The organism is Variovorax boronicumulans, assembly GCF_040544675.1.
Lineage (GTDB): Bacteria > Pseudomonadota > Gammaproteobacteria > Burkholderiales > Burkholderiaceae_C > Variovorax > Variovorax boronicumulans_D.
The window spans coordinates 139,174-157,572 of the sequence record NZ_JBEPKK010000010.1; the positions used below are offsets into that span (position 1 = coordinate 139,174).

Annotated in this window: 17 protein-coding genes; 5 read left to right on the forward strand and 12 right to left on the reverse strand. The window is 69.2% G+C overall.

Annotation, left to right across the window (positions count from 1 at the left end; translation table 11 throughout):
• Positions 1–33 precede the first annotated feature (33 nt).
• Positions 34–612, forward strand: a complete 579-nt coding sequence (locus ABIC90_RS18500; protein ID WP_354356520.1) for a DUF2239 family protein — start codon at positions 34–36, stop codon at positions 610–612.
• Between the two features lie 131 nt (positions 613–743).
• Positions 744–2,042 carry an MATE family efflux transporter gene (locus ABIC90_RS18505; protein ID WP_354356694.1) on the forward strand — a complete coding sequence of 433 codons (1,299 nt, stop codon included), beginning with the start codon at positions 744–746 and terminating at the stop codon, positions 2,040–2,042.
• Positions 2,043–2,087: 45 nt separating this feature from the next.
• Here ABIC90_RS18505 and ABIC90_RS18510 read toward each other — a convergent pair whose 3' ends face one another.
• A complete protein-coding gene (locus ABIC90_RS18510) occupies positions 2,088–2,573 on the reverse strand; it encodes a VOC family protein (protein ID WP_354356522.1) in 486 nt (161 codons plus the stop codon).
• 299 nt (positions 2,574–2,872) lie between these two features.
• Between ABIC90_RS18510 and ABIC90_RS18515 the strand changes: the two genes are divergently transcribed.
• The gene (locus ABIC90_RS18515) at positions 2,873–3,391 is read left to right on the forward strand and encodes an HD domain-containing protein (protein ID WP_354356524.1); all 519 of its coding nucleotides are present in this window, start codon (positions 2,873–2,875) and stop codon (positions 3,389–3,391) included.
• Here the strand turns inward: ABIC90_RS18515 and ABIC90_RS18520 are convergent.
• From ABIC90_RS18520 to ABIC90_RS18550, 7 genes are all read right to left on the reverse strand, one after another.
• Positions 3,366–4,979 (reverse strand): MFS transporter, encoded by a 1,614-nt coding sequence (locus tag ABIC90_RS18520; protein ID WP_354356526.1) that lies wholly within the window; start codon positions 4,977–4,979, stop codon positions 3,366–3,368. The genes ABIC90_RS18515 and ABIC90_RS18520 overlap by 26 nt on opposite strands.
• Before the next feature lie 158 nt (positions 4,980–5,137).
• Positions 5,138–5,767 (reverse strand): PqiC family protein, encoded by a 630-nt coding sequence (locus ABIC90_RS18525; protein ID WP_354356528.1) that lies wholly within the window; start codon positions 5,765–5,767, stop codon positions 5,138–5,140.
• Positions 5,764–7,434 (reverse strand): intermembrane transport protein PqiB, encoded by a 1,671-nt coding sequence (locus tag ABIC90_RS18530; protein WP_354356530.1) that lies wholly within the window; start codon positions 7,432–7,434, stop codon positions 5,764–5,766. Before ABIC90_RS18530 ends, ABIC90_RS18525 begins: the two co-directional genes overlap by 4 nt.
• Positions 7,431–8,141 carry a paraquat-inducible protein A gene (locus ABIC90_RS18535; protein WP_436318223.1) on the reverse strand — a complete coding sequence of 237 codons (711 nt, stop codon included), beginning with the start codon at positions 8,139–8,141 and terminating at the stop codon, positions 7,431–7,433. Before ABIC90_RS18535 ends, ABIC90_RS18530 begins: the two co-directional genes overlap by 4 nt.
• An 11-nt stretch (positions 8,142–8,152) precedes the next feature.
• The gene (locus tag ABIC90_RS18540; protein WP_354356534.1) at positions 8,153–8,794 is read right to left on the reverse strand and encodes a paraquat-inducible protein A; all 642 of its coding nucleotides are present in this window, start codon (positions 8,792–8,794) and stop codon (positions 8,153–8,155) included.
• 20 nt (positions 8,795–8,814) lie between these two features.
• Complete coding sequence (locus ABIC90_RS18545; RefSeq protein ID WP_354356536.1) at positions 8,815–10,269, reverse strand: MFS transporter; 1,455 nt, start codon at positions 10,267–10,269, stop codon at positions 8,815–8,817.
• Positions 10,266–11,489, reverse strand: a complete 1,224-nt coding sequence (locus tag ABIC90_RS18550) for a multidrug effflux MFS transporter (protein WP_354356538.1) — start codon at positions 11,487–11,489, stop codon at positions 10,266–10,268. Before ABIC90_RS18550 ends, ABIC90_RS18545 begins: the two co-directional genes overlap by 4 nt.
• A gap of 152 nt (positions 11,490–11,641) precedes the next feature.
• On the opposite strand from ABIC90_RS18550, the gene ABIC90_RS18555 reads away from it, so the two are divergent.
• Positions 11,642–12,937 carry an MFS transporter gene (locus ABIC90_RS18555; protein ID WP_354356540.1) on the forward strand — a complete coding sequence of 432 codons (1,296 nt, stop codon included), beginning with the start codon at positions 11,642–11,644 and terminating at the stop codon, positions 12,935–12,937.
• Between the two features lie 37 nt (positions 12,938–12,974).
• Here ABIC90_RS18555 and ABIC90_RS18560 read toward each other — a convergent pair whose 3' ends face one another.
• Entirely contained in the window at positions 12,975–13,988 is a 1,014-nt protein-coding gene (locus ABIC90_RS18560) for a zinc-dependent alcohol dehydrogenase family protein (protein WP_354356542.1), read from the reverse strand.
• 139 nt (positions 13,989–14,127) lie between these two features.
• Between ABIC90_RS18560 and ABIC90_RS18565 the strand changes: the two genes are divergently transcribed.
• The gene (locus ABIC90_RS18565) at positions 14,128–15,030 is read left to right on the forward strand and encodes a LysR family transcriptional regulator (protein ID WP_354356544.1); all 903 of its coding nucleotides are present in this window, start codon (positions 14,128–14,130) and stop codon (positions 15,028–15,030) included.
• An 8-nt stretch (positions 15,031–15,038) separates the two neighbouring features.
• Here the strand turns inward: ABIC90_RS18565 and ABIC90_RS18570 are convergent, their stop codons facing one another.
• From ABIC90_RS18570 to ABIC90_RS18580, 3 genes are read right to left on the reverse strand one after another with little or no spacing between them, the layout of a single operon-like run.
• Entirely contained in the window at positions 15,039–15,662 is a 624-nt protein-coding gene (locus ABIC90_RS18570) for a DUF2894 domain-containing protein (RefSeq protein WP_354356546.1), read from the reverse strand.
• Positions 15,655–16,302, reverse strand: a complete 648-nt coding sequence (locus ABIC90_RS18575; protein WP_354356548.1) for an OmpA family protein — start codon at positions 16,300–16,302, stop codon at positions 15,655–15,657. Before ABIC90_RS18575 ends, ABIC90_RS18570 begins: the two co-directional genes overlap by 8 nt.
• On the reverse strand, positions 16,302–18,395 hold the full coding sequence (locus tag ABIC90_RS18580; RefSeq protein ID WP_354356550.1) for a DUF802 domain-containing protein: 2,094 nt from the start codon (positions 18,393–18,395) through the stop codon (positions 16,302–16,304). Before ABIC90_RS18580 ends, ABIC90_RS18575 begins: the two co-directional genes overlap by 1 nt.
• Between the last annotated feature and the right edge of the window lie 4 nt (positions 18,396–18,399).

The window sequence follows — 18,399 nt, forward strand, 5'->3', positions numbered from 1 at the left end:
CGTCCAGGCCCGGAAGAACCCCATACATCCGACATGCCATCCGAACCCTCTGCTGCCACCCATCTCATCGTTTTTGCCGGCTTCAAGCGCATCGCCCATGGCAGCACCGCCGACGTGCTGGCGCAGCTGCGCGAGCGCAAGGACGACACGCCCTATCTCGTGTTCGACGAGCACACCGGCGAACAGCTGGACTTCGACGTGCACGGCCGCTCCGACATCGTCACGCCCGCTGCCGGCGCCGAAGCCCATGACGACGCCCCGCGCGGCGTGGGCCGCCCCAAGCTGGGCGTGGTGGCGCGCGAAGTCACGCTGCTGCCGCGCCACTGGGACTGGCTCAGCCGCCAGCCCGGCGGCGCCTCGGTGGCGCTGCGGCGGCTGGTGCAGGACGCGAGCCGCGTCAACGCCGACCGCGATGCCGTGCGCGCATCGCGCGAAGCCGCCTACCGCTTCATGACCGCGATCGCAGGCGCCCTGCCCGGCTTCGAGGAAGCCACCCGCGCGCTGTTCGCCGGCGAGCGCAACCGCTTCGAGGCGCTGATCGACGCCTGGCCTTCCGACCTGCGCGCGCAGCTGCAGAAGCTGTCCGCCGCGGGCTGGAGCGCTGCGGCATGAGCGCCGCGCCCGAGACATCCAGCACCCACCCAGGCGGCAAGACCGGTTCACAGGCCAAGTCCGCCGCGGCTGCCGCGGCCGCGGTCGGGTCGCGCCCGCTGTGGAAGGTGTTTCTCTTCTTCCTCGCGCCGATGTTGCTCAGCAACATCCTGCAATCGCTCTCGGGCACGCTCAACAACGTCTACGTGGGGCAAATGCTCGGCGTCAGCGCGTTGGCGGCCGTGTCCAGCTTCTTTCCGGTGATGTTCTTCTTCATCGCCTTCATCATCGGCCTGGGCGCGGGCGCCTCGGTGCTCATCGGCCAGGCCTGGGGCGCGCGCGACGTGGCCAAGGCCAAGGCCGTGGCCGGCACCACGCTCAGCGTGGGCGTGCTCATGGGACTGGTGATCGCCGTGTTCGGCGGCGCCTTCACCACGCCGATGCTGGCCGCGCTGGGCACGCCGCCCGACGTGCTGGCCGACTCGACGCGCTACGCCCGCATCATGCTGATCGCGATGCCGGGCGTTTTCGTGTTCCTGCTGGCCACCGCCATGCTGCGCGGCGTGGGCGACACCGTGACCCCGCTGCTCACGCTGGTGATCTCCACGCTGATCGGCCTGGTGGTGACGCCCGCGCTCATCCGCGGCTGGGGCGGCCTGCCGCAACTGGGCGTGGCCAGCGGCGCATGGGCGTCGGTGCTGTCCTTCCTGGTGGCGACCACCTTTCTGGGTTTTCGCCTGCGCCAGCGCAAGAGCCCGCTTGCGCCCGACGCGGAGTTTTTTCGCTACCTGCGCATCCAGCCGCAGCTGCTCAAGGCGGTGCTGCGCATCGGCGTGCCCACGGGCGTGCAGATGATCGTGGTGGCGCTGGCCGAAGTGGTGCTGCTGTCGATGGTCAACAGCTACGGCTCCAACGCCACGGCGGCCTACGGCGCGGTGAACCAGGTGGTGGCGTATGTGCAGTTCCCGGCGATATCGATTGCCATCACCGCGTCGATCCTCGGCGCGCAGGCCATTGGCGCGGGCCGCGCCGACCGGCTGGGCGCCATCGCGAAGACGGCGCTTTTGATGAACCTCGTGCTCACCGGCGGCCTGGTGCTGCTGGGCTATCTGTTCTCGCGCCCGCTCATGGGCTTCTTCATCACCAGCGCGCCGGTGATCGAGATCGCGCAGACGCTGCTGCACATCATGCTGTGGAGCCTGGTGATCTTCGGCATGGCCGCGGCCCTCTCGGGGATCATGCGCGCCAGCGGCTCGGTGCTGGTGCCCACGCTGATCTCCATCGTCTGCATCCTGGGCGTGGAAGTGCCGGTGGCCTGGGTCATGAGCCACCGCATCGGGCTGGACGGGATCTGGATCGCCTACCCCGTGACCTTCGGCGCGATGCTGCTCTTGCAGACCGCGTACTACCAGCTGGTGTGGCGCAAGAAGGCCATTCACAAGCTGGTCTGACAGGCCGCCCCCTTGTCAACCCTGCGCGCGGTTCGGCGGCGGTGTTCAGCCGCCTTCGAAGGCTTTCTGCACCGCCGCGAGATCGAGCTTGACCATGCCCATCATGGCCCGCATCGCGCGGCCGGCCTTCTCGGGGTCCTTGTCCCGGAACATGCGCAGCATGGCCGTGGGCGCCACCTGCCACGAGACGCCGAAGCGGTCGGTGAGCCACCCGCAGTTGACGGGCTGGCCGCCGCCTGCGAGCAGTTTGTCCCAGTAGTGATCGACCTCCGCCTGCGTTTCGCAGTTCACGAACAGCGAGAGCGCCGGGGTGAACTTGTAGTCGGGGCCGCCGTTGAGCACCATGAATTCCTGCCCGTCGAGCTGGAAGGTCGCGCTCAGCAGGCTGCCCCGCTTTGCCTCGGGGCCGGGGCCGTTGGCGGGCCAGTTCAGCCGGTCGACCACGCGGGCGTTCGGGAAGATGCCGGTATAGAAATCGAGCACCTCTTCGCCGTTGCCGTCGAACCAGAGGCAGGGGGTGATTCTTTGCATGAAGCGTTTCCTTGGGGTTGAGCGGCGCCCGTCGGTGAGCCGTTGTGCTCGATGTTCAGTGCGAAGGCGGCCGATGCAGTGTAGGCATTGGGCCTGCCGCCGACGTCTGCGCCGCCTACCCTTTTTGGGTCTCGGCGAATTCCAAACGATTCACTCGCCGCGCAAATTTCGGAATTGAATACGGAAAGGTGCATGGGCAGTCTTTCCGAACTCAACGAAAAGAGGGGCGGCTCCCCTTGGCATATGCGCGTGCCTCTTACTTCAGCGATGCAACATGGCGGAGCGCAGAATGCACCCGCATGATCACCCTTCCGACGCCCGCTGACGCACGCCGCTACGCCATCGAAATGCATGGCGACCAGAAGTACGGCACGCACCCCTACGTTCACCACCTGGACGCGGTGGTCGCCCTCCTCCAGCCCTACGGCGACATGGCACGGGTCGTCGGCTATCTGCACGATGTGGTCGAGGACACCGACGCCACCGTGGCCGATGTGCAATCGCGCTTCGGCGACCTGGTGGCCCGGTGCGTGGCCTTGCTCACCGACGCGCCCGGCGCCAACCGCAAGGAGCGCAAGGCCAAGACCTATGCGGCGATGGCCCTGGTGACGGGCGATGAAGAACTCGCACTCGTGGTCAAGGCCGCGGATCGCCTCGCCAATGTGCGCGCCTGCGTGGCCGACGGGCATCGCGCGCTGTGGGACACCTACCGCGGCGAGCACCCCACCTTCAGGGCCGCGGCCTTTCGTGCAGGGCAATGCGATCCGCTGTGGCTGGAGCTCGACGCGCTGCTCACGGCCTTTCCGGCTCGGCCCTGAGGCTCTGGGCGGCAGGCCCGCCCCGAATCAGGAGCCAGGCACTCACCGCGCTCAACACCGCCAGGCCCGCGCTCAACAACATCACCCACCGGAATCCCGCCACGAACGATTCGGCGACCACGCGTTTGACGGAAGCGGCCGTGGCCGCATCGACGTTCGCCGGCATCGCCGCGCCGGCGAGCTTGCTGCGCTCGCCGTCCAGAAATGCCGACACCTCGGCCGATGCTCCCATCTCGCGCAGGCCGTCCGCCAGCGCGGCATCGAAGGCCCAGGCCATGACCGCGCCGAACACCGCGATGGCCAGCACCGCCGCCGCGCGCGACACCGCGTTGTTGACGCCCGAGGCCACGCCCGCCAGGTCGGGCCCGACCGCGTTCATCACGGTGGTGGTGAGCGGCGCCACCGTCACCGTCATGCCGAAGCCCAGCACCACGACGGCCGGCAGGAAGCCGCTCCAGTAGCTCGCCCCCACGCCCGGCACCGCGAAGAGCGCAAAGCCCACCGCCGCGATGGACGGCCCGATGACCAGCGGCAGCCGCGGCCCGAAGCGATCGACCAGTTGCCCGGCCCAGCCCGAGAGCGCGAACATGATGAAGATGAACGGCAGCAGCGCCGCACCCGCCACGGTGGCCGAGTAGCCCTGCACCTGGATCAGGTTGAGCGGAAAGAAATACAGCCCGCCGCCCAGCGCCGCGTAGAGCAGCAGGGTCAGCAGGTTCGCGCCGCTGAAGTTGCCGATGCGCAGCAGGCCCAGCGGCAGCATGGGCACGCGCACCTTGCGCTCCGCCGCGATGAAGCCCGCGCTCCCCACGATACCGACGCCCAACGCCGCCAGCACATACGGCGCGTTCCAGCCCTGCTCGGGCGCCTCGATGAAGGCGTAGACCACGCCGCCCAGCCCCGCGGTAGCGAGCAAGGCGCCCCACAGGTCGAGGCCGCCGCCGGCCGAGGCGCCCCGGCTCTCGGGCACATGCCGCCACACGATCCACAGCACCAGCAGCGCCATCGGCACATTGATGTAGAAGGCCCAGGTCCACGAAAAGTGATCGACCAGAAAGCCGCCGAGCACCGGCCCCACGGCCGCCGTGATGCCGCTGAAACCCGACCAGGTGCCGATGGCCTTGCCGCGCTCCTTCTCGGGGAACGACGCGCTGATGAGCGCCAGGCTGCCGGGCACCAGCAAGGCCCCGCCGATGCCCTGCACGGCGCGCGCGGCGATGAGCTGATGCACATCGGCGGCCAGCCCGCAGGCCACCGAGGAGACCGCGAAGATGCCGACGCCGATGGCGAAGATGCGGCGCCGGCCATAGTGGTCGCCGAGCGCGCCGCCTACCAGCAGCAGCGCCGCGAGCAGCAAGGCATAGGACTCGACCACCCACTGCGCCTGGAAGGCCGTGGCGCGCAGGTCGGCCTGGATGGCCGGCAGCGCCACGTTGACCACCGTGCCGTCGATGAAGGCCATGCTGGAGCCGACGACGGCGGCTGCGAGCACCCAGGGCTTGGAGGCCTTGGGGCAGTCGCCCTCGTCGGTCCCCGGACCATGCAGGATCAGCGTGTCGTCGCAGGGCGCCTTGCCGATCTGTGCCATGGGGCCTCCGAGCTATCGGGTTCCGGTCTTGCGCCTTCCCCTCCCGGGGGAAGGTTGGGATGGGGGCAAGCGGCACTTGCAGATTCGCAGCGCCTGATCGAGGGCCGCTCGCCCCCACCCCCGCCCTCCCCCGGGAGGGGAGGGAGAAAGGCAAAGAATCAGAGCGCGCACGCCGTCGCAGCCGGGTTCGCCCGCGCCGCACTCACACTGCGCGCCATCGCGGCAGCTGCCGCAGCCGTCACCCGCTGCGCGCCCTGCGCCACGGCATCCATGCCGCCGCCCACCGCTTCGCCGACATCCAGCTGGCACACCACCGTGCGCGCTTCGTCGGAGCGGCGCAGCGTCCAGCTGAAGCTCGCATCCACGCGCCCGCCGTCGACCGCATCGAACTGCCGCAACTGCACGGCGATGCGCCACACCGGCTGCGAGGTCTGCCGGCCGCCCTTGGTCACGTCGAGCGCGCCGAGCCGGGCCGCGATGTTGCCGGCCAGCGCATCGCGCAGTTCGTTCTCGAACGACGAGGCCCAGCGGTGCTGCTCCAGCACTTCGACCTGCACGCTGCCACCCGGCTGGCGCACCACCATCTGCGGGCGCGCAAAGCGCTCGGGCACAGCCACCGGCGCCAGCTCGATGTAGAGCGGCGCGGCGCTGCCCAGCGTCGAAGGCGCGGCATCGGCGGCGGCCACGGGGCTGGCCAGGGTGTAGTAGCTGTCGGGCTTGCCGGCGCAGCCGGCGAGCACCGCCACCAGGGCGGGGATGGCGAGAAAAGCGAGGTTCCTGATCTTCATTTCTTGTCGTCCGGTTTTCCGCGCAGCAGCGATTCGGGATGGCGCTCCAGGTAGTCGGTCAGCACGCGCACCGAGCCCGCGGCGCGGGTCAGCTCGCGCAGGGTCTGGCGCATGTCCTGCTGCAGCGGCGAGTCGTCGGCCAGCGTGCGCTCGGCGGTATTGACGGTCTTGCGCACATCCTTCATGGCCGCGGCCAGCTCGGGCGTCACGTCGTTGTTGATGCGGGTCACGGTCTGCTCGGCGGCGGTGAGCGTCTTGTTGAGCGTGGCCAGCGTGGTGCGCAGGTCGGCGGCGATCTGCTCGTAGGGCACCTTGTTGAGCTTGCTCGCGATTTCCTGCACCTGCGACTGGATCTCGTCCAGGCTGTTGGGCACCGTGGGCAGCTCGATCGGGCTCTTGGCCAGGTCGATCTTTGCGGCCGGCGCCTTCGGGAAGAAGTCGAGCGCGACGTACACCTGCCCGGTCAGCAGGTTGCCGTTGCGCAGCTGCGCGCGCAGGCCCTTCTCGGCCAGGAAGCGCAGGCGCTCCTGCTGCGTGGCGCGCGACTCGGTGCCCTGCGGCTGCCCGGTTTCGCGGCGGCGCAGGCGGTCGGGGTAGATCTGCACCAGCACCGGCATGCGGAACTCGCGCTCGGCGCGGTCGAACTCCACGCCGATGGACTTGACCTCGCCGATCACCACGCCGCGAAAGTCCACCGGCGCGCCGGGGACCAGGCCGCGCAGCGACTGGTTGAAGTACATCAGCAGCGTCTGCGAAGGACCGTCGGGCTCCTTCATGGCCACGGCTTCGTCCTGCGCCAGCACGAAAGCGGTGTTCTCCTTGGCCAGCGGGCCCATCGCATCGTCCGGCGCCTGGAAGGCGATGCCACCCAGGAGGATGGTCGCCAGCGACTGGGTGCGCAGCGTGAAGCCGCTGGCGCTCAGTTGCGCGTCGATGCCGCTGGCCTGCCAGAAGCGCGTGTTGACGCCCACGAACTTGTCGTAGGGCGCGTTGACGAACACCCGCAGCGTCACGCCGCGGCCGTCGCCGTCCAGTTCGTAGGCGGCCACCTGACCGACCTTGATGCGGCGAAAGTAGACCGGCGAGCCCACGTCCAGCGAACCGATGTCGGTGGAGCGCAGCAGGAACTGCTGGCCCGAGTCGTCGCGCGTGACGATGGGCGGCGCCTCCAGGCCCGTGAATTCGCCCGCGGTTTCCTTCGACACGCCCGCATCGGCGCCGATGTAGGCGCCCGACAGCAAGGTGCTCAGCCCCGAGATGCCCGAGGTGTCCAGCCGCGGCCGCACCACCCAGAAGCGCGAGTCGTCGGAGGTGAAGCTCTCGGCGTCCTTGTTCAGCTGCACCAGCACCCGCACGTGCGAGCGGTCGCGCGCCAGGCGCAGGCTTTGCACCAGGCCGATCTGCACGTCCTTGTATTTCACCGCCGTCTTGCCGGCCTCCAGGCCCTCGGCGGTCTTGAAGGTGAGCACGATCTCGGGGCCGCGCTCCAGCAGGATGCGCGCCACCAGCGTGATGCCGACCAGCGCCGCGACGATGGGAATCAGCCAGATCAACGAGGGCAGCCATTCGCGGCGCCGCTTGACCTTGGGCTTGGGCAAGGGCGGCGCGGACTGGGGCGCGGTAGGCGGCGCCGGTTTGTCTTGCGGTTGCGCTTCTTCTTCACTCATGCTGCTTGTTCTTCCCTGTTCTCGAAACTCTCTTGCACTGCCTGCGCCTGCTTGCTGTCCCAGGTGAGCTTGGGGTCGAAGCTCAGCGAGGCGAGCATGGTCAGCACCACCACCGAGCCGAAGGCCGCGATGCCCACGCCCGCGGTGATGACCGCAAAGCCCTGGATCTGCACCAGCCCCGTCAACAGCGCCACCACGAACACATCGAGCATCGACCAGCGGCCGATGATTTCGATGATGTGATAAAGCTTTGCCCGCTCATGCTGGCGCCAGCTGCTGCCGCGCTGGGCCATCACCACAAGCAAGAACAGCACCGCCAGCTTGAACAGCGGCACCAGGAAGCTCGCGATGAACACGATGGCCGCCAGCCCGTAGGCGCCCGACACCCAGAAATAGATCACGCCGCTCAGGATGGTGTCGTACTGCGCGCCAAACAGCGTGCGGGTGATCATCACCGGCAGCATGTTGGCGGGGATGTACATGATGCAGGCCGCGATCAGGAAGGCCCAGGTGCGGGTGAGGCTCTGGGGCTTTCGGGTGTGCAGATGCGTGCCGCAGCGGCCGCAGGCGTCGCCCTCTTGCGCATCGCGCCAGACCGCCGCGCAGTGCGGGCAGGCCAGCAGGCCCAGGGAGGCGCCGGTGGCGACCGGCGCCTCGTCGTGCGGGTCTTCGTCGTCGGCCGGCTCGGGTGCGCGCGACCTGCGCATGGCGAAGAACTTCATGCCGACGCCTCTTTTTCTTCTTCCGTGTCGCCGGCGGCGCGAAAGGTCATCTCCCAGAACGCGCCGGGGTTGAACGACAGCACGGCCGTCAGCGTGACCGTGAGCGCCATGAAGGCCCACAGCGCCGGCCCCGGCACCACCGTCGCCATGCTGGAGAGCTTGACGATCGCCACCAGCACGCCGAGCAGGAACACCTCGATCATTCCCCAGGGCCGCAGCGACTGCATCATGCGCACCAGCCATGCAAAGCCCAGCGGCCGGTGCTCGCGCTGCAGCGGCACCAAAAGGTAGACCAGGATGCACAGCTGGAGCAGCGGAAAAAGAATGGTCGTGGCCAGCACCAGCAGCCCCACCAACGACATGCCCTCCCCCGCCAGCACCACCACCGCGCCGGCCAGCGTGGTCTGGCTGGTCAGGCCGCGCAGCTCGATCTCGACGATGGGAAACAGGTTGGCGATGGCGAACATGATCAGGCTGGCCACCGTCAGCGGCAGGATGCGCTCCAGCTGCGCACCGGGGTGCCGGTCGAGCTCCGTGCCGCAACGCGGGCAATGGGCCACGTCGCGGGGCGCCAGGGGCGTGCGGGTATAGACCGCGTCGCAACCCGGGCAGACCACGGTGTCGGGTACTTCCTTCATGGGGCCGTACCCTACCCTATTCACACGGGCGATCCTGTCGTCTTCAAACGCAAACTGCTGAAGACGGCCGCCACCGCCGCGCAGCACGCGGCCAGCACCAGCGCCACCACCGGGCCGTGCCCGCCATGCGGGCTCCAGACGCTGAAAACCGCCGCCAGCACCACCGCGCCCAGGGTCTGGCCGGTGAGCCGGGCCGTGCCCAGCATGCCGCTGGCCGCACCGCTTCGGTGCGCAGGCGGCGAGCTCACGATGGTGTGGTTGTTGGGCGACTGGAACAGGCCGAAGCCCACGCCGCACAGCGCCATGCGCCAGGCGATGTCGGCATTGCCCGGGTGCGCGGGCAGCGCCGCCAGCAGCGCCAGGCCCGTGGCCAACAGGGCCAGGCCGATGCCGCCCAGCAGCCCGTCGGGGTAGCGGCCGATCAGCTTGCCGGCGATGGGCGCCATCACCACGATGCCCAGCGGCCACGCGGTGATGAGCAGGCCGGCCTCGATGTGGCTGCGGCCGTACGCGTCCAGCAGCAGGAACGGCAGCGCGATGTACGCCAGCATCTGCGCGCAGAACGCCGCCACCGAGGTGCCCATGGAGAGCGCAAACACCGGAATGCGCAAGAGGTCGATGGGGAACAGCGGCACGGCCTGCGTGCGCTGGCGCCGCAGGTACACGAAGCCCACCGCCAGCCCGGCCACCAGGATGGCCCAGGCCGTCCCTTGCGAGCCACCCCCCTGCAGGCCCTCTTCGCGCACGCCCAGCCGGTCCACGCCCAGGAACACCAGCGAGAACATCAGCACATTGAGCGTCACGTCGACCGGCGAAAACCGCAGCCCCGCCGCCGGCGCCACGCGGTTGAACGGCAGCGCCCGCATGCCCAGCGCGAAGGTGAGGATGCCCAGCGGCACGTTGATCGCGAAAAGCCAGGGCCACGAGGCCACCGAAAGGATCGCCGCCGCCACCGAGGGCCCGGCCACCGACGAGGTGGCGACCACCAGCGAGTTGATGGCCATGCCCTTGCCCAGTTGCGACGAGGGATACACCAGCCGCACCAGCGCCGCGTTGACGCTCATGATCCCCGCGGCGCCCAGCCCCTGGAAGGCCCGCGCCGCGATAAGCGTGCCCAGCGAATTGGCAAAGGTGGCGGCCAGCGACGACAGCGCGAACACCGCCATGCCCACCAGATACACGCGCCGGTAGCCCACTAGGTCGCCCAGTGAAGCCAGCGGCAGCAGCATCACCAGCGTGGCGATCTGGTAGGCGTTCACCACCCAGATCGCCTGCGACGGGCTGGCCTGCAGCTCGCGCGCAATGCCCGGCAGCGCCAGGTTGACGATGGTGCCGTCCAGCACCGCCACGATCAGCCCGAGGATGATGACCAGCATGGCCCAGCCGCGTGCGGGCGAGGCCAGGCCATCGGGGAGCTGCGGGGCTGCGGTGTCTTCGGCGGCCGCGCGCGCGGCGCCTGCCTGTAGGGTGCTCACGCTTGCTGCGTCCTTTTTGCGGTTTCCGAAGGGTGCGAGCGAACGCCGCCCAGCGTGAGCCAGGTCAGAACGCCCGCGATCAGCGCGCCTGCGGCCATGCCGGCCACCATCGGCAGCGGCCGGCCGTCGCTGAACCAGCCGACCACGGCCATGGCCAGCGCGCCGGTCAGCATCTGCAGCGTGCCCAGCAGCGCCGACGCGGTGCCCGCGATGGCGCCGTGCATTTCGAGCGCCAGCACGCCGGTGGTCGGGATCACCAGGCCCATGAAGCCCGAGGCGATGAAGTACAGCACGATGAGCACCCAGAGGCTGTCGCCGCCCATCGCGAAGTAGATGAACATCGTGACCATGGCCGCGCCGCAGCACACCACGCCGAACTTCACGAGCGTGACCAGTCCGTAGCGCTCGCCCAGCGAGCCGGTGAACTGCGAGGCGCCGATGAAGGCCGCCGCGTTCACCCCGAAGGCCACGCTGTAGAGCGCGGGCGACAGGCCGTAGTGGTCGATCATCACGAACGACGAATTGGCCAGGTAGGTGAAGAAGCCCGCCATCGCGAAGCCGCCGATGAACACCAGCCCCAGGTAATGCCGGTCGCGCAGCAGCAGCCAGTAGGCCGACAGGGCGCTGCCCAGGCTGCTCTCCACGCGCTCGGATGCCGGGCGGGTTTCGTCGAGCAGCGTGACCATCATCGCCAGGCCCGCCATCGCGGCGATGGTCACGGCCCAGAACACGCCGCGCCAGCCGGCGAACGCAATCACCACGCTGCCCGCGAGCGGCGCAAGGATGGGCGACACGCTGAACACCAGCATCAACAGCGACATCAGCCGCGCCGCATCGGTGCCGGTGTGCAGGTCGCGCACGATGGCCCGCGGAATCGCCATGCCGGCCGCCGCGCCCAGGCCCTGCACGAAGCGCAAGGCGATCAGCGTCTGGATGTCGGTGGCCATCGCGCAGCCCACGCTGGCCAGCGCGAACAGCACCAGGCCGGCATACAGCGGAGGCTTGCGCCCGAACATGTCGGAAACCGGCCCGTAGAGCAGCTGGCCCGCACCCAGCGACAGGAAAAAGGCCGTGAGGCTCATCTGCACCGCGCCGATGTCGGCGCGCAGGTTCTGCCCGATGGCGGGCAGCGCGGGCAGGTACATGTCGATGGCGAAGGGCCCGATGGCCGAGAGCAGGCCCAGCAGCAGGGCCATCTTGAAGAAGGGGGAAGAACGCATTGGCTCGATTGTCGCGAGGCCGGGCGATCGGTGCAGGCGTGGGGTCGCCCCTGCCAAGGCGGGCGCGCGGTCAGGTTCGGGTCAGGCACCGCGTTGCGCACTCGGGCGTGGCCCTCGAAGGCCTCATCCCCTGAAATCCGGAGACAAACACAGTGCACCCCATCGAGCAAAGAACCATCTCGAAGATCAGCTGGCGGCTGCTGCCGCTGCTGATGATCAGCTACTTCATCGCCTACCTGGACCGCGTCAACCTCGGCTTTGCCGGCGCCTCGATGTCCAAGGACCTGGGCTTCAGCGCCGCCGTGTTCGGCAGCGCGGCCGGCATCTTCTTTCTTGCGTACTTTCTGTTCGAGGTGCCGAGCAACATGGCGCTGGAGCGCTTCGGCGCGCGCCGCTGGATCGCCCGCATCATGTTCAGCTGGGGCATCCTCTCGGCCGCGCAGGCCTGGGTGGGCGGCGCGACCAGCTTCAACGTCGTGCGCTTCCTGCTGGGCATTGCCGAGGCCGGCTTCTTTCCGGGCGTCATCTTCTACATCACGCTCTGGTTCCCGGCGGCGTACCGCGCGCGCATCGTGGGCTGGTTCATGTTCGCGATCCCGATCTCCACCGTGATCGGCTCGCCCATCTCGGGCTTCATCCTCAACATGGATGGCATGGGCGGCATGCACGGCTGGCAGTGGCTGTTCATCCTCGAGGCGATCCCCTCGCTGATCCTGACCTTCTTCATCCTGTTCTACCTGCCGGACGGCCCCAGGGACGCCAGGTGGCTCACCCGCGACGAGCGCGACTGGCTGCAGCAGACGCTGGACGGCGAGCGCCGCCAGCGCGAAGCGCTGCACACCATGTCATGGAAGCAGGCGCTGCTGAGCCCGCGCGTGATCGGCCTCGGGCTCGTCTACATGGGCATCACCGTGCCGCTGTACGGGCTGAGCTTTTTCCTGCCGCAGATCATCAAGGGCTTCGGCGGCCTGGGCAACGTGCAGGTCGGCTTCATCAACGCCTTTCCGTACCTGGTCGGCGCCATCGCGATGGTGTTCTGGACCCGCGCCTCCGACGCGCTGCAGGAGCGCAAGTGGTTCCTGCTGATTCCGCTGGCCTGCATCTTCGTGGGCCTGGTGGCGGCTTCGCAGATCTCGGCGCCTGTGCCGAAGATGGCCGCGGTCACGCTGGCCGCCTTCGGCATCTTCAGCGCGCTGCCGACTTTCTGGACGCTGCCCACGGCCATCCTGAGCGGCACCGCGGCGGCGGCCGGCATTGCGTGGATCAACTCCATCGGCAACCTCGGCGGCTACATCGGGCCGACGATCTTCGGCGCGCTGAAGGACCGGATGGGCAACGACGTCTACGCGGTGATCTTCCTGGCGCTGCTGTCGGCGGTGGCCTTTGTGCTGGTGCTGCTGATCGGGCACGACACGCGGTCGGAGCGGTTGGCGGCGAAGAAGCGCTAGAAGCGCCCTGGCACCCCGCCGGCATCCGGGCAGCGCCTCACACGGTGAGCACGACCTTGCCGATGTGGCCGGCGCGCTCCAGGTACTGGTGGGCCTGCACCACCTCGTCGAGCGCGAAGCGGCGGTCGATGCGCACCCGCAGCGTGCCGTCGGCCAGCCCTGCGTGGACGAAGTCCAGCGCACGGCCCAGCGCGGCCTCGTCGCGCGGCAAGCCCATGGTGGGCGCCCCGGTGAACTCAAGCACCTTGTAGACGTGAAAGTGCCAGCTCTTGCGGAACTGCGCGATGGCCGGGTACCTGAACTCCGGGCCGCCCGACAGGCCGTACAACACGTACCAGCCGCGCAACGCGACGACATCGCCCAGGCGCTCGACCTGCGCACCGCCCACGCCGTCGTACACCAGTTCGACGCCGCGCCCATCGGTGAGCGACATCACGCGTTCGACCGCATCCTCGTCGTCCGTCACGATCACCTGCGCGGCTCCCGCGTCGAGCAAGGCCTGGCGCTTGGCGGCCGTGCGCGTGGCCGCAATGGCCAGGACGCCCGCCGAGCGCGCCATCTGCAGCGCCGCGATGCCGGTGCCCGACGAGGCGCCGGTGACCAGCATCGCCTGGCCGCGTTGCAGCCGGGCCATCTCGAACATCGGGAAGTAGCCGGTGAGGAAGGCCATGTAGGCGCTCGCGGCTTCCTCTGCCGACAGGTTGCCGGGGTGCCGCACCACGTGCGTGGCCGGAAAAAGAATGCGCTCGCCGTAGGTCGGATAGCGCCCCTGCCCCGCGCCGGGCAGCACCGCCACGCGGTCGCCCGTCGACAGGCCTGCGACGCCCGCACCGACGGCTTCGACGACGCCCGCCGCTTCGTTGCCCAGCCCTGCCGGCAGGGTCGCGTCTTCGATGTACAGCTTTTGACGCCAGAGCGCGTCCGCCCGGTTCAGGCCGATGGCCTGCACGGCGATGCGTACTTCGCCGGGGCCGGGCGCGGGTGTCGCGGCCTGCTCGACCTTCAGGACATCGGCACCGCCGAACGCGTGGAATCGAACCGTCTTGCCCATCTGAAATCTCCTTGGAACGCACGGCGCTGCGAATTGCAGCCACCGGTTCCATGAATCTAGGCGTCGCAGGACAATCGAGGAAATCGATTCGCGCAATATCCGGTATGCGGCAGATCGATAGCTTCAAGACCCCTTCTCCATGAAACCCATCGAACTCGCCCGCATCGACCTCAACCTGCTCACGGTACTGGCGGCCCTGGTGCGAGAGCGCCATGTCAGCCGCGCCGCCGAGCGGTTGCACCTTGGGCAGCCCGCGGTGAGCCATGCGCTGGCGCGCCTGCGCGCGCTCACCGGCGATCCACTGCTGGTGCGCCAGGGTCGGAACATGGAGCCGACCGAGCGGGCGCTGGCGCTGATGCAAGGCCTTGGCCCCGCGCTCGAGCAGATCGAGGCCACCTTCCGCGCGCAGACGGAATTCGAGCCCACGCAGGCCGCGCCGGTGTTTCGCATCGGCCTGGCCGACGACCTCCAGATCGCCATGCTGCCGCGCCTGCTTCGCGCCCTCGGCGCGGAGGTGCCGCGTGCGAAGCTGGTGACGCTGACGGTCTGCTACCGCAACGCCTCGGCCCACCTCGACGACGCACAGGTCAGCGCGGTCATGGGCTTCCTGAAGGACCTGCCGGCGGGCGCGAAGGTGCGCAAGGTTTGCAGCGCGCGCTATGCGGTGCTGCGCGCCGACACCGCGCCGGGAACGCTCAGCCTTGACGACTATTGCCGCAGGCGCCATGTGCTCGTGACCTACGCCGGCGACCTGCACGGCACTGTCGACGAGACGCTGGCCGCGCTCGACCGACAGCGCGACGTGGCGTTCTCGGTGCCGCAGTTCGGCAGCCTGCCCGCCGTGCTGACGAACACCGACCTGCTGGCCACCATGCCCGCGCACGTGGCGCAGGCGTTGTCGGTCCAGGCGGGGTTGCGCTGCGAGGCCTTGCCCTTCGAGGGCCCCAGCTACGACGTGACGCTGGCGTGGCGCCCCGCGACCGACAAGGACCCGGCCGAGCGCTGGCTTCGCAAGGCGATGCTGCGGGCCTTTACCGACTGAAGGCCGCTTCAGCCGGCCTTGCCGCGGCCTGTCTTCTTGCCGCCCTCGGCGCGCGCACCCTCCCCGCCCGTCGATACGCCGCCGCTGTTCGCCTGCTCGATCCACAGCAAGGCATCGACATGCGAAACGAACCGGTTGAGGTATTCCGGCGAGAGCTCCCGCATCAGCACCAGCGCCTGGTGCACGAGGTTGTGCGAGTTGAGCGGGCCGGCGTTCTGCGGCACCTTCGCGAAAGACTGCGTGAGCCGCCGCTCGGCGCTGAGCCTGGACCAGGTGTTCCTGAAGTAGTCGAGCGACTTCAGCTCATTGGCGGCCGTGCCGTCTTTTCGCGATGCCGCGTGCAGGGCGAGGTGGTCGACGAGCTCGGCGAGCTCCCCGCGAGCGGGTTGGCCTTGCTGCGTCGTGGCGACGGCAACGGGTGCCGGGGAAGCCTTGGGAAGCCCCTCCCCGTAGGACGCAAGCAGCGCGGCCAGCCTGGCGTCCAGAACGCGCCGCGCATCGCCGCTGTGCGCATCCGCGCGCCGGGCGAACGCCTCGATGAAACGAAAACGCACCGGGTCGCGCCGATCGTCGCCGCGTGCGCGCCATGCCTCGAGCATGGCGCCGGCTGTGGACGCCTCGTCGCTACTCACGGGATTTTGCGCTGGCGTTGGACGGCCTGGGCGTCGGTGCCATCTCCACGCGCCGGTTCCTGGAACGCCCATCCGCATCGGCATTCGACGCCACGGCCTGCTCGGACCCGAAGGCCGCCGCAAACACCGAGCCCGACGGAATGCCCTCTTCGATCAAGGCGCGCGTCACCGTCAGCGCGCGCTGCGCCGAGAGTTCCCAGTTGTCGGCGAACTGGCGGTTGCCGCCGCGCACCTGCCGGTCGTCGGTGAAGCCGCTCACCATCAAGATTTCGTCGCGTGCCTGCAGGTAGGCGGCCAGCGGCGTGGCCAGGCTCGTGAGCAGTTGCCGGCCCTCGGGCTGCAGCTCGGCCGAGTTCAGGGCAAACAGCACGCTGCCGCTGATGCCGATGCGCCCGTTGTTCAGCGTCACCCGGCCCGCCGCGAGCGGGCCCGCCAGGGCTTGCTCGAGCGCCTGCAGCCGCTGTGCCGCCACCTGCCGCTGCTTGATCTCGGCTTCCAGCTGGGTGCTGAGCTCCAGCTGCATGCCGATGACGCACACCAGGATCAGCACGAAGGCACCCAGCAGCCCCGACATCAGGTCGCCGAAGACGGCCCACACGGGCACCGTCGGCTCCACGCCGGCGTCGATGTCCTCGGTCATCACGCGGCTTCGCTGGCCACGGCCGCGCGCTGGCTTGCAAGCTGCTGCAGGTCTTCGAGGATCTGCTTTTGCGACATCACGCTCAGGTCGATGACCTCGCGCGCCTGCGCCACGTAGTAGGCCAGCTGCTCGTCGCTGCGCGCAATCGATTTGCCGAGCGCGCCCTCGATGCGCTGCAGGTGCGCGCCCATCTTGTCGTTCGACTCGGTGAACATCTGCACCGCCAGGCCAAAGGCCTCGCCCATGCTGGCCACCTCCACCGCGCTGCCGCTGATCTGCGCCGCCACCTCGGCCATCTTTCCGGTTTCGGAATCGACCTTGTCGGTGAACTGCGCGCCCACCCGCTCCAGCAGATCCGCCGAGGTGCCGACCAGTGCGTCGATGGCCGCGCGCTGTTCGGTCGAGGCGTGGTTCACCGCGCTGAGCAGGGTCTCGAGCGTGCCCAGGATGCGGCTGCGCTCTTCGAGCATGGTGTTGTCGCGCGCCATGCTGTCGGACAGCTTCTGGCGCAGCTCGGCGATCACTTCGGCCGCCACGCGCGGCGCTTCGGACGCGGCCTGCATGAGCTGGCCGATCTCGGCGATGGTGCTGCGCGCATGCGCTTCGGTCTGGGCGGAGATCTCGCCGGCGGTCTGCGCGAGCGTCTTGCAGATCTCCTGCTGCTGGCTCTCGCCGCGCGCGCCGGCCTGCTGCCATTCGTGGCGCAGCGACACGGCCATGGCTTCGAGCGACTGCGTCCAGGCCGCCAGGCGCTGCTCGTCGCGCGCGCTCATCGCCGTCTGCAGGTCGGTGTGGGCTTGGCTCACCGTGCCCAGCAGCGACGCCGAGTGCTGCTCGAAGGTGGCGGCCGCGGCGGACAGCGCGTGCTGCGTGTCGCCCGACAGCTTGCCGGCCACGCGCTCCTGCTCGGCGAGCGCGCTGCGCCAGTTCTCGGACACGCGATCGACCGTGGTGTCGAGGCGGGCGGACACGCCCTCCACCAGCGAGGCCGAGCGTTGTTCGAAGGTCTGGGTGAACTGGTCGAGCGAAGCGCGCAGGTCCTTGGCCTGTGCTTCGCTGGTGCGCTGTTGGCCGTCGAGCGCCTGCTTCCAGATGTCCGCCACCGTGGTGGTGCTGGACTCGAAACGGCTCGACAGGCCGTCCAGCTGCTGCTGCACGCTCTGCGCAATGGTGTGGTGCAACGACGCCGTCTCACGCGCAATGCCCGCCATCGTGGCCTCGACCACCGGCTGGATCGTGGCGCCCGCCGCGCGCGCGCTTTCGGTAAGGCCTTCTTTCAGCGATTGGCCGACCGACGCCGCCAGGCCCGCATAGGCGGCCTCGGCCTTGCCATGAAAACTGTCCTGCCCGGCGGTCAGGCGCTCGTTCAACAGCTGGCTCTGGCGTTCCATCGTTTCCATCATCAGCTGCAGCCGTTCGACCAGCGCGGGCATCGCCTCGCCCTGCCGCTGCAGCAGCTTGAAGGACTCCTCGCGCTGGTGCGCCAGCGAGAAGACGCGCAAGGTGGTGGCGATTCGCGTGTCGAGCAACTGCGCGGCCTGCAGCCGGTCGCGCCGGCACAGGGCCGACACCAGGCCCAGCATCGCGGACGCCGCCACGCCCGCGAGCGAGGTGCCGAAGGCCACGCCCAGTCCCTTGACCGGCGCGGCCAGCGACGCGCGCATGGCCTGCAGGTCGGTGGCGTGTTCCAGCGCGGTGCCGGTGCCGTTGAGCGTGACCACCATGCCGAGGAAGGTGCCCAGCATGCCCAGCAGCACCAGAAGGCCGGCGAGGTACGGCGTCAGCGCGGGGCCGGGCAGGCCGACCCGCTCGCCTTCGACGCGCAGGCGCACGGCGTTGCGCAGTGAAGGATGCAGCTTGCCGAGCCAATCGCCCAGGCTGGCCGGGGCCTGGGGCATGTCCGCTACCGCGGTGTTCAGCGTGGACGTGGCCTGGTCGAAGCGATGCAGCTCCAGCCCGCCCACCACGTAGAAGGCGCCGATGAGCACCGTGATCGCCAGCGCCAGCGGGTTGGAGCCGATGTAGCCGATGCCGACCCAACACACGGCCACCAAGCCGAGGACAAAGACGAAGCGATGAAGAAATCTGTTCATGAAA